Origin of the sequence: Anaerocolumna sp. AGMB13020 (assembly GCF_033100115.1) — a bacterium.
In the GTDB taxonomy this organism is placed as follows: Bacteria; Bacillota; Clostridia; order Lachnospirales; family Lachnospiraceae; genus Anaerocolumna.
Window position 1 is genome coordinate 4,499,360 of record NZ_CP136910.1, and the last position, 14,947, is coordinate 4,514,306.

Below are 14,947 nucleotides of genomic sequence, written 5' to 3' on the forward strand. Positions count from 1 at the left end.
TGTTATATTGTTAATAAATAAACAGGAGGGATGTAGTGTTTAGTAAAAGATGTTGCATAAAATGCTTTGATGAAATTGAGATACAATCCTTTATTAAAGAACTGGACAAAATTTCAGATTGCGATTATTGTGGAAGCAAACAGATATACTGTGGTTCTCTTGAAGATGTAGGCAACTTCATCCGTGAGGGAATTGAGCGAGCATATGAGGCGGTGTACATTGGTACGGGTTCTATGTATGATTCGGAGACTAAATCATACACAAATGAAGGCGATAATATTGCATCTATTCTAAAGTGGGATTTGTGTATTTTTTCTGATAACCTTAATAGTGAACAAACAGACTGTTTGTGTGATGATTTGATATCTAATAGCGGACCTTCATTAAGAGCTATTCAAAAAGGTGCTGATAATTGGATTGTGAATCAAAACCTCGTGGTGAAAGATGCACTATATGGATATGAGACGACAGCGCAACATAATTATTGGGAAGAGTTTAAGGAATCATGTAAGCATTTTAATCGCTTCTTTGACTTAGGCGGTCGCAGATCATCCCGAGCAAAAATCCTATCATCTTTAGATGACATATTTACGAGCATGAAAATAACGCTTCCAAAAGGTACTCAGGTGTACCGTGGTCGTCGTTTTGAAATCCCAAATGGAAAGACTTTAAGTGATATTGATTTATTAAAAGAGATTTCACCTCCGCCACCTAATTCGGCTCGAAATAGTCGTATGAGTCCTGCTGGAATTTCATATACATACCTTGCTTCCAATATTGATACATGTTTAGCAGAAATACATGTGCAAAGCAATGATAATGCTCTAATAGGTGAGTTTGTAACTAAAAAGGTCTTAAAAATATTAGATTTATCAAGCACTTCAACATATACAGTGAACAGCTGCTTTTCACCTGCTTACGACCATTCTCAAAACTGGATTGGGGATTTTGTTAATCATTTTAAAAATGAAATAAGTGCACCAATTTCTGAGGATGAGCAAGCGCTTGAATACGTTGCAACACAATTGTTAGCTGAATACATTCGAAAAAATAGATACGATGGTATCAGATTTAGAAGTAGCTTGAATGCTTCTGGTCTCAATTATGTTCTTTTTTGCAGTGTTAATCGGGATATTACACATGTTATGGAAGAACAACATTATGGCGTGCATCATCAAATTATACCTTTTACCAAATGGCTTAATCTCACCTCTGTCCAATACATTAATTGTCCAATTTCTTATAACATCATTGAGCAAATCAGCCATGACGATAGAGCAGCAAAATACCATAATTGGGAAGAAGGGCAACAAGCAAAAGTGATTGAACAATTTTGGATAAATGGTAAGACCGAATTCTGGGATTGACATCTATGGCAAGCTGAAGAATATGTTGTATTAGCGTCTGGTTATTATTTTGAGTTTGGGAACGATAGTGAAATTAGCATAGCAATTGTGGGGCAATAAGATATGCGAAGGCTGCATAGGAAGTGTTTATGATTAGTATTAATGATGTTCTTTCTGGGACAAATGTAAAAGAAATTAAGAGTGTACTTAACAAAAAAGAAAATGAAGTTGATTGTTATAACTTTCTTAACGGACACTTTTGTTTTCTTCCAATTAAATATTGCTCGGAAGAAAAAGAATTGGATAAAAATCCAGTTAAGGTAATTGGGAGCATACTACATGATGTTGATGGATCTAAAGGAATGAAAACATTATATACCCCAGAAGCTGTAATAATTTTATATGAGTTATTGTGGAACAACGTATTGAATACAAAAAAGCCAATTGAAATTACAAAAGGGAAAAAGTTATTTAGCGGAATTGTTAATTACTTTTATGAAATGAGATGGAAGGATGATATTACATGTAAGGTTTCAGGGGATCTTTTGAATAGTTTTCCAAAGCAAAAGACAATAGAAATTTTATATCCAAATTTACACGAAATCCCTTTTCAATTAAAGTTATTTGCAAGGTTGTGTTACACACTAGGGAATTTTATGCCAGTTCCTTGCTTGGGAAGGGCGAAAAATTCAATGAATAGTATTCATTCATATTTTAAATATGGAGAAGGTTTTCTTGAAAGAATCGATTATTTTTTATATGACATTGTAAACTATAATGAAAGTAAATATAAAGAAAGTTACAATAAATTTAAATGGTATATAAATGATGGTTATATTGAAATGAATTATTTAAACGACTATATTGATAATAACTCTATTTTTGATTTAGCAACTAAACATGATAAAATTAAGAGCAGAGGTTCTTTAGAGAAAATAACAAACGAAACAATAAATACATATATCGAGAATGTAAATGCAAGAATTATAGCTCGTGGCAATAGGATGTTAGAAAAGTTAAAAATGAATTATACAGATAAAGACATACTAATAATGTTTACAAATGATTGGGAATAATTAAAACAATAGTTTCGTGTGATTGACAAATTCCAAATTTGTAGGTAGTATGAACTGCCCATTATATTTATATTAATACAAAATTACCACAGTTTAAGGAGGCACTTATGAAGATTTCGGTTTTTTTAAGCTATCCCAAGCCATATATGCAAGTTCAAAGAGATTTTATAGATGAAATAACTAGATATTTACTATCGCGAGGTCTCGAACCTAGAACACTTGGAGTTACTGACTATGATATGGAAGAACCTTTGGTGGCTATTAGACGACTTATGATGGAGTCAAACGGGATGCTAACAGTGGCTTTTAAAAGAGGCTACATCCAAAACGGTCAAGGAAAGCCAAACAGTGATATTAATGAGCCAAATTATGATCTTTCAAATCAATGGCTTACGAGCCCTTATTGTCAAATTGAGCCTGCCATGGCTTTTCAGCTAGGTCATCCAATTCTCATATTAAGAGAGAAGGGGGTAATAGCTGAGGGAATATTAGAAAAAGGAGTAACAGGTACATATCTACCAGAATTTGATTTAAGTAATCATGTTAGCACATATTTTAACTCTCATGAATGGCAACAGCTCATTGGTAAGTGGGAAGGCTGTGTGAGAAGAGTGGTTGAAAACAAGGGGTGCCCACCACGACTGTATTGATACTTCTCTGTAAATGAGTCAAATTAAGCTTCTCATTATATTTATGATGGGCAGGTACTAAAATTAGCAATAATGGAAATATTGAACATGAGTTTATTAACTTTAAATGAGTTACTGGTGCGAACATATAGGAGGCGGCAATGAATCTGAAAAAAGAATTTAATTGTGAAATAAGGTCTTATTGTAAAAAAACAGGGAAAGATATTGCACAAGTTTCAGAACCGCAACTGGTAAAAATTTTTGTAGATGTATTGAATATGCAACCTAATATTAAGAGTAGGATGTATCATCAGAAATACGTTAATTTTCTTTATACAACAGGAACAATACGTCGAGAATTATGTGATACTTTATTAATTATTAAACACAGTGATTGTTTTAGAGTATCTTTTGTTCAGAACAAGAAAAAACTATATAATTATGGTGGATTGGGTAAATTTAATATAAACTGTGGACAACATTACTTGTTGCAAAATAAACCGTTATTTACTCCTACATTAGGATCTGGAATTATGCCTGCCGTCTCGAATTTTCTTAATGGGAGTATATACGATACAGTAACAACATATTCCGTTTTTTACTATGATAATAATGATAAAATAGATTTGGATTTAGCAAGTTCATGTTCTGTTACGTGCAATAGGAGCTTGCCTTATTGCAGTGGGTGCGGTGCTCGAATATCCAATGCATGCCACTCGTTTTCAAGAATAAATTATAATAAGAAAAATTCACATATAGATTATGATTCTCATTTGACATTAGATGAAATCGAAATCAATAATGAATTTGGCGAAGTGATTGAGTTTGAAAATTTTCATGCTAAACTTGGTACACTGATTTCTTTTTTTCATGAAGATAGCGTTTATGACTTTTTTGATATTCCGAATGAAATATATAATGATGGTTATGATTATCGACAAACAGATAGCATTGAAGATTTGAATAATAACGTATATTACTACATTCCTAAAATGGTACTTGTCAATATGGAAAATGATTTCAAAGATTAGCATTGCGTCAAAAATCAATTAATTGAAGATTCAACTTATCTTCGCATCATATTTATTATTGTAAAATAGTTAAAGAAAAACTGGCTGTTTGCACACATACCCCTAAGGGAGCTACTGCATCAGCTGCAGTATATAGTATGATCAAGACAGCAAAAGCGTATATACCTATCTAGAATATCTACTTTTGTATATGCCAGACAGCTTACCTTAAAACGATAGTTATAATCAATAGTCGCTATTTGTTTTAGTCTAAGACAAGGATAAAAGAATATAAGGAGGATGTTATGAGCGTTTGGTATCTTATTTTACTAATTATTAGTAGTTTTGCATTAATTCTTCTTCTATTGATTAGCTTTTTAATGATAATTTTATATGTTATCAAAAAAATTCTAAAAACAAAAAATTTTAACTCAAAACGGGGAATTGTATCTTTAGAAAAAATTCAAAGGTTACTAACCAAATGCGAACCTGTACTTTCTACATTTGCTTCGTTGGTAGCAATTATTGTATTCATAAATGGCATAATGGCATTTCCAAATCAGAGGAAGATTTCTACTAGCAAAGTTGAAGGTATACTAATAGGTGAATCATTTGAGTGCTATAAGCAAGACTTGGGCATTCCCCAAATTGTAAAAACTACTACATACCCAACTTATAGCGGAAAAAGGACTCCCGGATATTTCGCATATAACCAAAATGAGTACTTTTCGATTATAGCGTATTTTAAAGAGGACGATTCACTATTAGGCTATGTTGTAGTGTCGGGCGACAAATCATTTAAGCCATATATAGGCTCAAGCAAACAAGTTAAACTAAATTCTACTACATTTAATGAATATGAGCCTTATGGTCCATCAATAGATAGTGATGAATATAAAAGAATGCTAGAGGTAAATTCAAGCAACGACCCCACAGTTATAAAGTACTCAAATATAGATGATTATATAACATCAACAGGTAAAAGCTTTATTTCTATCAACTATGCTCTTGATAAGCCTGGCTATTGGGTGAACAAAACTGATTTTTATATTGAAGTATTCGATAATAATTCTGGTGGATATTTAGGATTGGCTTATACTGACTGGTATGGTGGGCAGGTTAGCCGTGAAAGCAAAGAGTGGAAGAATTTTATTAATATAATTTATGATTATGAGTTACCACCATCATTTAATTATAAAAAGGAGATCCTATACACTTTAGGAGATGAAGATTTCAAGAACTTAAAGAATTATTTCAACACAAAGCTTAAACTGGGTAAGCTATCCCCAAATTCATTTTTTATATTTTCTAACAATGACAAAGAAATAGATTTGGCAAACTTTTTTTCTGAACGTATTGGTGGAAAGGATGACTCAGAAGATAATATAGTTCCATTTTATTTTATAGACAAATCTGAATTTAATTTTTATAATTAAGATTTAATGAATAGCACGAAGGCATGTGTCTTGCGACACTATAGTTTCCGATTTTCCATATTAACACATGGACTTCATAAGCAAAAATGAAATTAACCCATCCGAAGAGAGTAGCATTTAGATGGGTTTCTAATTGAGTAAAAAGTCGAGAAAATTCTTAGTTCTAAAGTAAGCGCTTAATAAAATAGTGCCTTTCAATAAAAAGGAGATGGCTTATAATACCATCCCCTAAGATTTACTGTTTACATTCTGCTTGTATTGCTTTCGACCACGGCATCAGTACAACTAGCTCTTCTGGATCGTTTTACCAGTCAGAATCTGGCATGTACAAAAGAAGATATTCTAGATATGTAAAGACATTCAGACCATTCGCCTTGGTTGTCTCAATCAGGCTGTAGACCATGGCAGACACCCCTAAGGGAGGAGCTACTGCATCAGCTGCAGTATATAGTTATTATCGAGACAGCAAAAGCGAATGGTATTAACATATATACCTATCTGGAATATCTACTTTTGTATATGCTAGATACGGACTGGAGGAATTACCCGGAAGTACTGGATTAATTAATGCCCTGGTCAAAAGCCGTACAAGCAGAATGTGGAAAACACTAAAGGAGTACAATTATAACTGAAGTTGTTATTTTATATAAGGAACTCTTTTATTGATCGTTTACAGTATTTTTCGTGCTTTTGTTTTGTACAAATTTTCAATTATTGTATAATGGAAAAACGAGAAGTTGGTTAGTCAACAGTCTGAAGCTGATACCAATCACTTAATTAGTTTAATGAAAGTTATATAAAGTAAAGACTAGTACTTCGTTCCCTCATATGTATTAAGGAAGTATTGCCATGGGTGTCGGGGGTTCTGCGTTTAAGAGTAAGCTCATTTCCATAATATGATTTTGGTGAAGTAGTATCGCCTGTGATAGTAAAAATGTAATACGTTCCATTATATTCAAGAATAGTCCTGAGTGCCATTTCAGGATTATCAAAACCATATCTTGTTATTCTAATTTTATCAGGTATTCCTTTTTCTACATTAGATAAAAACTCGTAAAAGCGTTCACTGTTGAATGGATCAGATTGATTTACTACTACATTGTTGTTATTTATAGCTATTTCGTAAGCACACCATAACAGAGTGCCTTTAATTCTTTTTATCATCCATGAGACAATAACTCTAAATCTCAAACTAAAATATTTAGAGTTTTTCAAGTTTTTCAACTTGAACTCAAATTGGCAAGGAGTTCGATTTTTATGGATGAAGTTACTTTTAGTCAATATCTACAAGGCTTTAAGGCTCTTTTTGCTATACTATAGATATTAAATACAGGAGGTGAGATACTTATGATGACGCAGAATAACGATAAAAAGAGAGAACAAGTTCAAATGTTTTGTATGGATGACATGGTCTCGTAGGGCTATCTGCTTCGAATAATAGACAGTGCAATCAATTGGAACTTTATCTATGATCTTGTAAAAGATAAATATTCTCAGGTGAATGGGCAACCAAGTATGGATCCAGTAATGCTGATTACCCCTTAATCAAGTATCTGTATGGAATCAAAAGCATACGTCAGATCGTAAAAGAAATCGAAGTAAATGTAGCATACTGTTTGAGAGAAACTAGTTGATTCAGATGTATTAATATACTTAGTTTGGGTTAAAAATATAATGTCAGTTAAATTATCCTGAATTATTCATGGTGATGTAGACAATACATTCTACTCACCGATTTACCTTTACAGCCCACTTGCATTGATAATTACTGAATCCAATACCCAAAAAAGGGTAGAAAATCCCTGTGATATCCATAATTATCGTTTTTGAGCTGTCAATGTACACCTTTTTTGCTATTCTAGCTTTGGTAGTAACCTTATGTTCGTAAGGGTTTCAATAAATGCTTCCTTGTAAGGGCAACTGCTACAAAGCTTGAATGTCAGATATCTTGCTGAACGCACCATTTTGGCTGCGATTTTCAGCAACTTTAACCGCACGGTATCTATTTGGAGTTTCCTCATGGACTTAGGAAGCACAAGACGACGAAACCAGTTGAAAATGTTATAGACCAGCACCGAAATCTGCATTCTGTTGGAATTAACAGTCATGTTGTGACTTGACATAGTATCCATATCAAAACCGCTTTTGGATTCCTTTATGAAATTTTCCATCCTTCCACGATTACAGTAAAAACACATCATTTCTGATGGTTTCATGTCCATGTTTGTAACAATAAAGGTGTGCATATATACAAGCTATCCAGCCGGTTTTTCAACCTTTACGACAATTCTTCTGGTCTGTCCCCAGCTTGATGCAGCATAGCGAAACTCCCCATAGACTACAGCATAATCCACCTTGTTGTCAGCAGTTATCTCATCAAGTTCCTTTATGAGAGATTCTGCCAGTTTTGTTAGGGTAGCATTTACTTTAAGCCGGATTGCATAGGAGGTGCCATTGGTTTCAAGTAACTCAAATAAATCCGGATCAGCAAAACCACTATCTCCTCGCAGATATAGGTCTACATCAGGATAATCCTCCAGGTATTCCATGAGCAACGGTTTTAGGAATTCGCAGCAATCGGTGGAAGTGTAAACATTACCAGGTCTGAGCATAGCTTTCAGTAGGTCACCGGTCAGTCCATCATAACAGAGCAATGGATGATACCCATGATTTGAATAGTGGTAATTGAAGCCTTCTCCCTCCTGTTTGCCAAAGGTACTAAACAAGGTAGAATCTATGTCTAGTAGAATCATTTCCGGCTTACGGATGGAATAGATTCTTTTCCGAAGAAGAGATAAAATCCAGTCAAGCTGCATCAGCGTAATGTCATCCATTCGATTAAAAAAGCGGGACAGTGTTGGTTGCGATGCCAAAGAACTCTTATCCAGAAGATTTGTGAAAATGGGGTCGGCTATTAGCTCATCCGAATCATCGTCGGTAAAATAACCTGCCAACTGCTGATAGATTTTCTGTAATAGATTTTGGGCATCCTTGTGTATGCGGAATATTTTATCATCGGTCTGAAAATGTTGTGAAATTAGATTATCGAGACCGATTTTGCAGATAAACTCTTTGATTAAGAGCAGACCTGCATCGGAGGATAAATCTCCTCCATGAAAATTTATTTTAATCTTACTATTGCATTCAGAACGAAGTACACTTAAACTAGACATGAGGGTTTCTCCTTTGTGAAAATGTTTGTTGTGGTGACTTCATTCTAACAAAGGTGGAACTCTTTTACTACTATTTTGAGTTCACTTTTTAAGTGAAAGCAATAAGAAGATGAAAATGCAGTAACTATGCGGTGCTAAGCACCGCTTCATGAATTATCATGAATAATTCAGGATTAGTAATTATTTGTTACAACTCGTTAGCATAAACTATATAATTAACAAATTAAAAAGATGATGTGAGCAGGGGATTTGATAGATATTATTGGAGTAATTGTATAAAGGGAACTTAATCCAAGTATATATCATATTTCAATACTAGTATCTTAATGTTAAGCTGTGATTTTATTAATCATCAGAAAACAGGAACAATAGAGGTGACTAATTTGAGTAATATAAAAAACGGATACTGGATTCGTAATTACAATAATCCAACAGATGAAAATATTATGGAGGCATTGCATGAAAATGCTATGTCAATAAGATATGTTAAAAATCCATCTGATTCTATAATTGATTATGCAATAAATAAAAATCCGTTCAGTATTCAATATATAAAAAATCCAAGCATTGATCTACAAATGAAAGCATTATCAAGAAATGTTGCTGCAATTCAAGTTATATATAAGCCATGTAATGAGATAATTGAATATGCAAATCAGATAGATCCTAATAAAATGAAAAGATATGTAAAAAATGAAGCTGGTAATTTTGTGAAAGCACGGGCAGAGTTTTCGTCAGTAAAATTGAAGAATATAAATAATGACATTATGGATAAAATTCGTAATATAGAAAATCCTTCTTATGAAATACAAATTGAGGCAATACAAAATGATTATAGTGCTTTACAATACATCAAAAAAATAAATCCAAAAGTATATACGGAACTATATTTTGATAAGAATTTTGATGTTTATGACCTCGACGATTTTAATACACAATTAAAGATAGTAAGTGCATTTGAAATATTAGAAAAAAAATATGGAAAACGTACAGAAGAACAAACGACCCCTTTAATAAGTGATTCACAAGAGAATAATGGGGATTTTGAAGCGATTAGTAATGTGGATAAAAAAACAGAGGGGGCTTGTATTCAAATAAAAGAATTTTTTAGTAAATTAATCTTAAAGCTTGATAATAGTGATATGGCCTCTGAATTAATTACTACTGAAATACCCTTAAGTGAATATATAAATGAGTTTTCTATATCAAAACATATTACAGATATGTATGTAGCTTGCGGTTATGTATATAAGACTGGGTTAGATATGATCGAAACAGCAATAAATGGATTAAAAGATAAGCAAAGTAAAATGGATTTGATAATAGGAAGCCTTAAGGATTATTATAAAGCATCTACAGATAATAAAATAATTAATATGGATATAAATACTGCAAAGCGTTTGAATTATCTTATAAATGAAAAAATTGTTAGTGTCAGTACATACGAAGATCAATTCTATCATGGCAAATACTATTTTTTACAAGGGAGAGAAATTTCTTGTTGTATTATTGGTTCTTCGAATTTATCATTATCAGGATTTGCTGGAAACTATGAGCTGAATACACTATATCTTCTAAAAAACGATTGTGGATTATATAAAAGATTAAAAGAATGGTTTTTTGAATTTAAACAACACTGTATTCCAATTGATAATTTATTAGAATGCAATTTCGCAAATACTAATATGGTATTTGATGAAATCAGCAGCAAACCTACAGCTGTTTCAGTTGATATTGACAAAATTGAAAATGAGGTTAGAATGCTTACTGATAAGGAAGTAAAATTTAGATTAAATCTCTGGTTAAGCAAGCAACCTTCAAATATATACCGACAGTTAAATATTGAGAATTTGAACGATTATATTGCATTTGAATATAAAGATTATAAACTAATTGTATTTGAATCTTTTATATCTGGAAATGGATATTATTATTTTGATAGCAACAATATATTTGAGACAATAGAGAAAATCAAGCAATCAAGTAAAACAGAAATATTCCAAATGTCGGCTATGGATAAGCGTGGATATCATGTAAAAGATGCAAATAAATTAGTAAAAAAAATAGATAGCCTGTTTCGAATGCATAGTAAGGTTTATGAACAAAATATTCGGCAGAGTTCAACACAGAATGAATTTGTATATGAGCACATTGGTGAATCTCTACTTATAAAGAAAGATAACAATTCTTTGACGGGTGTAGGAATAGGTAACCAAATCGAAAAATATGTAATATATATTATGAAAGAAGATAGTGTGCGATGCCCAATTCATAATACAAAGATGGAAGTAAGGATATTATCATTCGGTAAAAAGATTAAAGATACTGTGCTTTACTGTAATCAGTGTAAGAAGAACATGATTTCTCAAAGTCATTACATGCAAATAAAAGATAGCAGAAGTTTTAATAATTATAATTTTCAAGATTTAGTTAAAATACAGTAAGCGCACTATAACAGAGTGCCTTTAATTCTTATTATCATCCATGAGATAATAGCTCTAAATCTCAAACTAAAATATTTAGAGTTTTTCAAGTTTTTCTACTTGAACTCAACTCGGCAAGGAGTTCGGTTTTTATGGATGAAGTAACTTTTGTTAAAACACAGTTCCGTAAGGAACAGTGGAAAAAGCTAATTCTTGAATGTCAAAGCAGTGACATTAAAGTTGAAGATTGGTGTGCAAGTCATGATGTTACGAAACATGCCTACTATTACTGGCTTCACAAGATCCGTGAAGAAGCCTGCGAAAACCTGCCGGCTAAACGGGAACAGGCCAAGTCTGTCCCTTTCAAAAAACTGGAGGTTACATCCCCACTTCCAAACATAAAAGCCGGTGTTATTATTCATCTATCATCTGCAACCGTTGAAGTTTATGAGGGAACCAGCCAGCAGACGGTTGAAGCAGTGCTTCTTGCACTGCGAAATATATGTTAGGTGACATCACGGTTGCTAAGGATATTTATGTCGCTTGTGGGTATACAGATATGCGTAAGTCCATAGATGGACTTGCAGCCATTGTAAAAGAACAGTTCCATCTCGACCCCTTTTCAAGAAGCCTTTTCCTTTTTTGTGGCAGACACAGAAATCCTATGAAAGCACTCCTATGGGAAGGCGATGGTTTTGTTCTTCTTTACAAGCGATTAGAAAACGGCAACTTCAAATGGCCACGACAGGAATCGGAATTCCGTCCCATCAACTGGCAGGAGTTCAGGTGGTTAATGGAGGGACTTAAGATAGAACAAAAAGGAGCAACCAGACCAGCACTGCAAGGTGCTTTCTGTTAGACACAAATGGCTTAAAACCCAGTATTTACTAGATTTCTGACATATTTAGTGGTATAATTATCTTATCAAAAATGATAAGGAATTATATAAATGAATCCAAAAGATGCTTATATCAGGCAGCTTGAAAATACAATACAAAACCTGCAGAATCAGGTAAATAACCTTACTGAGATGGTGTTACTTCTTCGGAAAGAAAAGTTTGGTTCTTCCAGTGAAAAAACTCCTAAGGGGGAAATTGCCGGACAACTTTCTCTTTTTAATGAAGCTGAAGTTGAGGAGGATGACAGATGCAGAGTTTGTTGCAGGTGAGGAATCACTTTGTTTTGGGGATGTATTAAAAGATTTTGCAAAAGCTAAATATATAAATATCTTAACATTTTATATCTCAGAAAAGCAAAATATATTATTAGATGCTGTAAAAAGAGCTGGTGCGAGGGATATACCAATTAAAATTATTACAAATATACCGGGTAGGTGGCCTCATTATTTTAATGAAAATACAAAGGAAGTAGCCAGAAATAAGATTGACGTTTATGAAAGAAAACTTAATCCTACATCCATAGGTAAGTTGGCTTCTGTATTTTTTAAGTTTAATAATCATGGAAAAATGATAATGACAAATAACATTATATATTGGGGTTCTGCGAACTTCTCAGATGAAAGTAAGAAAAATTATGAATGTGGAACGCTTTCCAGAGATAAGAATTTTATTGAATATGTAAATTCAGTTATTATCCCGGAAGTTCTGGAGGAACCAATAAGTTACTATGATATAGAATACAATGTATGTGTGCTAAGTATGTATTCAGCGATAGCTTATTTACACAATATTCATGATGAAATCCATGATGCTTCATATGGGTGTTTTGAGAGTTATACTATTTTGACTTTTATAATAATTACATAAATTGGACAATGCTGCAAGAACTGATGGAAACAATATATGATTATGAATCAATTGTAGAAGATTTGATTGGTGATTTGGAAACGAGTGAAAAAGAAGCGGATTATGAGGAGCTGGAAGATTTACTAAAAGACTATAATAACTTCATAAGCTCTTCAAATAAGAGTATCAATGGCCTTTGTTATAAGTTGGAAAAACTAGCAAGATTTGATTCTCATGAATATGTAAATGATTTGCTTGAAGATGATTATGCGAGTGAGGCTTATGATGAATATTTGGAAAACTGTGTAGAGATGGCAACATCAGATGCAAGAGAGATAGTTGAAGAATTAATTAAATCCTCAGAAAAGAGTATAATAGCATTGCTACAATTATTATCAAAATATGAAGATACAATGTTTAGGATGTTTAGGTTTATTGATGATGTGATGAGATTAGCTCATGTGAATGATGAAATTGACAATACAATCTAAAAATACTTACTATATTTAAACTTTAGTAGTGGGGCATTTGCTTTTAAATGTCCTCTTTCTTCGACTTATAATTCTTAATATCAATTTAGATTGTATTTTTTATAGATCAGATTGCTTACGTTGTTAAAGCTATAAAAGAAGATTTAAAGCTTATATATCCCGCTATTAAAATGGTGATTTCAATATAAGCTCAAAAGTCATTTCATTGACTTAACTAGAGGGGATTGTACTTATAAATTCATTCTTATAGATTTAAGTTCAACCACTTCACATGTTAAAAAGTATTGAAAGAGAAAGTGTGAAATACGATTTATAATCATAAAAATTCCCCATGTAAGTCTACCTGGGGAAGAAAAACTAAAAATGTTTTTTTCGTTTATATTTAGTAAAACTTTGTATATTAGCCCCTTTTTTTCAGCTTCCAATTCACGTTGATATGAAAGTATCTTGTTTTCAATATTATTTTCCATATGTAATTCAATAAAATGTATTAAATTTTGAACCAGATGATTAAATAAGCCTTCATCAAGATTAACTATAATAGCAATAGCACTTTTTTTAATCTGGGATAAATAATCATTGGTTCCGGGGACTTTGCCATATAGTAACCACAACTTATCAATAAAGAATAATGAACATATCTTATTTATAACATTTTCAGGAATGGAGATTATGTCATTCTCATACTGTGATAATAAAGATGAGGTTATACCAAGGCATTTAGCAAATTGATTCTGTGTCATATTCATATTTTTTCTTAATGCTTTTAATCTTTTGTTCATATCGTTCACCTCAAGTTAATGATACTAACTTACACTCTTTATGTAAATACTGACGATATATAAAATCCCATAATTTTAAACATATACATAGTATTATCTATATAATTCTTCCAAAAGAGAAGGTGCAGATCGTTGAGGATGGAGATTAAAAAAACGATGTGCAAATGTAGTGATAAAGTCTTGACAATGCTATTTTGTGAAAGAAAAAATGAAAAAGCCTCTTGAATTTTCTTTTTATGATGATATTGAAGATGAAGAGTATATTACCTTGCATGCAAGTATTATGACAAATCAATCTATTAAGGATATGCAGAAGATATTGCGTAGTCTGAGGGACAAGGCTAAGACTGCAACGGAGGAGCAAGGGATCAATACTTTATACCTTTCTTTTGGTTTTTTAGAATGGAATGAATTAAAAGATAGTGAACCATAACAGAGTGCCTTGATACAAGAAGATGTATCAACTCGACTGCTTAGCCACATATTGGAGGGATTAGGGTAAACGAAGTTGTACAAGGCTGAAACCAGAAAGGATAAGCTCATGAACTCCCTTACAAACGTGGACAGGTTATTGAAAAAGCGAAAAAGTATACCGACCTTACCAAACTGATACCGGAGTTACTCCGGATGTTTATTGCTACTGTGACATTGGAATGTTGACCGATGTCAAAGAGAATACAATATTCGTTCTATGGAACGGATGATGAAATACTGTTTGATGATGAGCTACCAGCCGCAATTTAAGGTAAATCAAAAGGTGAACAGTCGAAACTGTCCACCTTATACCCTGTATTTTTTAGTAGGTTCATAAAGTATCCTTATGAACATTCGACTAA

The 14,947-nt window shown here is 32.7% G+C and carries 13 protein-coding genes and 5 pseudogenes; 14 read left to right on the top strand and 4 right to left on the bottom strand.

The genetic code is table 11. From position 1 onward, the window contains the following. Nucleotides 1-35: 35 nt before the first annotated feature. The 5 genes from R2R35_RS18680 (at nucleotide 36) to R2R35_RS18700 (ending at nucleotide 5,497) form a co-directional block, all read left to right on the top strand. Nucleotides 36-1,367 (top strand): RES domain-containing protein, encoded by a 1,332-nt coding sequence (locus R2R35_RS18680; RefSeq protein WP_317731347.1) that lies wholly within the window; start codon nucleotides 36-38, stop codon nucleotides 1,365-1,367. Between the two features lie 128 nt (nucleotides 1,368-1,495). Beyond that, nucleotides 1,496-2,422: a hypothetical protein gene (locus R2R35_RS18685; protein ID WP_317731348.1), complete on the top strand. Its 927-nt coding sequence runs from the start codon at nucleotides 1,496-1,498 to the stop codon at nucleotides 2,420-2,422. A gap of 107 nt (nucleotides 2,423-2,529) precedes the next feature. Further along, complete coding sequence (locus tag R2R35_RS18690; RefSeq protein ID WP_317731349.1) at nucleotides 2,530-3,072, top strand: hypothetical protein; 543 nt, start codon at nucleotides 2,530-2,532, stop codon at nucleotides 3,070-3,072. Between the two features lie 140 nt (nucleotides 3,073-3,212). Further along, a complete protein-coding gene (locus R2R35_RS18695) occupies nucleotides 3,213-4,082 on the top strand; it encodes a hypothetical protein (RefSeq protein ID WP_317731350.1) in 870 nt (289 codons plus the stop codon). 284 nt (nucleotides 4,083-4,366) lie between these two features. Next, on the top strand, nucleotides 4,367-5,497 hold the full coding sequence (locus tag R2R35_RS18700) for a hypothetical protein (protein ID WP_317731351.1): 1,131 nt from the start codon (nucleotides 4,367-4,369) through the stop codon (nucleotides 5,495-5,497). A gap of 235 nt (nucleotides 5,498-5,732) precedes the next feature. Here the strand turns inward: R2R35_RS18700 and R2R35_RS24760 are convergent. Further along, nucleotides 5,733-5,906: pseudogene (locus R2R35_RS24760) on the bottom strand (transposase domain-containing protein); the annotation flags it as partial. A gap of 13 nt (nucleotides 5,907-5,919) precedes the next feature. Here R2R35_RS24760 and R2R35_RS24605 point away from each other — a divergent pair. Then, nucleotides 5,920-6,061: pseudogene (locus R2R35_RS24605) on the top strand (transposase domain-containing protein); the annotation flags it as partial. Between the two features lie 228 nt (nucleotides 6,062-6,289). Here the strand turns inward: R2R35_RS24605 and R2R35_RS18715 are convergent. Next, on the bottom strand, nucleotides 6,290-6,661 hold the full coding sequence (locus R2R35_RS18715; protein ID WP_317731353.1) for a hypothetical protein: 372 nt from the start codon (nucleotides 6,659-6,661) through the stop codon (nucleotides 6,290-6,292). Between the two features lie 177 nt (nucleotides 6,662-6,838). Here R2R35_RS18715 and R2R35_RS18720 point away from each other — a divergent pair. Beyond that, a pseudogene (locus R2R35_RS18720) lies at nucleotides 6,839-7,110 on the top strand (transposase); the annotation flags it as partial. A 240-nt stretch (nucleotides 7,111-7,350) separates the two neighbouring features. Here the strand turns inward: R2R35_RS18720 and R2R35_RS18725 are convergent. Then, nucleotides 7,351-8,670, bottom strand: a pseudogene (locus R2R35_RS18725) (IS1380 family transposase). 383 nt (nucleotides 8,671-9,053) lie between these two features. Between R2R35_RS18725 and R2R35_RS18730 the strand changes: the two are divergent. The 6 genes and pseudogenes from R2R35_RS18730 (at nucleotide 9,054) to R2R35_RS18755 (ending at nucleotide 13,329) form a co-directional block, all read left to right on the top strand. Beyond that, on the top strand, nucleotides 9,054-11,114 hold the full coding sequence (locus R2R35_RS18730) for a phospholipase D-like domain-containing protein (RefSeq protein WP_317731354.1): 2,061 nt from the start codon (nucleotides 9,054-9,056) through the stop codon (nucleotides 11,112-11,114). Nucleotides 11,115-11,245: 131 nt separating this feature from the next. After that, on the top strand, nucleotides 11,246-11,602 hold the full coding sequence (gene tnpA / locus R2R35_RS18735; protein WP_317731355.1) for an IS66 family insertion sequence element accessory protein TnpA: 357 nt from the start codon (nucleotides 11,246-11,248) through the stop codon (nucleotides 11,600-11,602). A gap of 50 nt (nucleotides 11,603-11,652) precedes the next feature. Beyond that, nucleotides 11,653-11,952 carry an IS66 family insertion sequence element accessory protein TnpB gene (gene tnpB / locus R2R35_RS18740; RefSeq protein ID WP_442872254.1) on the top strand — a complete coding sequence of 100 codons (300 nt, stop codon included), beginning with the start codon at nucleotides 11,653-11,655 and terminating at the stop codon, nucleotides 11,950-11,952. A 90-nt stretch (nucleotides 11,953-12,042) separates the two neighbouring features. Next, nucleotides 12,043-12,234, top strand: a pseudogene (locus tag R2R35_RS18745) (IS66 family transposase); the annotation flags it as partial. Beyond that, nucleotides 12,233-12,859: a phospholipase D-like domain-containing protein gene (locus R2R35_RS18750; RefSeq protein ID WP_317731358.1), complete on the top strand. Its 627-nt coding sequence runs from the start codon at nucleotides 12,233-12,235 to the stop codon at nucleotides 12,857-12,859. The pseudogene R2R35_RS18745 and the gene R2R35_RS18750, both read left to right, overlap by 2 nt. Nucleotides 12,860-12,882: 23 nt before the next feature. Beyond that, entirely contained in the window at nucleotides 12,883-13,329 is a 447-nt protein-coding gene (locus R2R35_RS18755) for a hypothetical protein (RefSeq protein WP_317731359.1), read from the top strand. A gap of 230 nt (nucleotides 13,330-13,559) precedes the next feature. Here the strand turns inward: R2R35_RS18755 and R2R35_RS18760 are convergent, their stop codons facing one another. Next, nucleotides 13,560-14,111 carry a helix-turn-helix domain-containing protein gene (locus R2R35_RS18760; RefSeq protein WP_317731360.1) on the bottom strand — a complete coding sequence of 184 codons (552 nt, stop codon included), beginning with the start codon at nucleotides 14,109-14,111 and terminating at the stop codon, nucleotides 13,560-13,562. Nucleotides 14,112-14,307: 196 nt separating this feature from the next. On the opposite strand from R2R35_RS18760, the gene R2R35_RS18765 reads away from it, so the two are divergent. Continuing rightward, entirely contained in the window at nucleotides 14,308-14,544 is a 237-nt protein-coding gene (locus R2R35_RS18765; RefSeq protein ID WP_317731361.1) for a DUF4011 domain-containing protein, read from the top strand. Nucleotides 14,545-14,947: the final 403 nt, after the last annotated feature.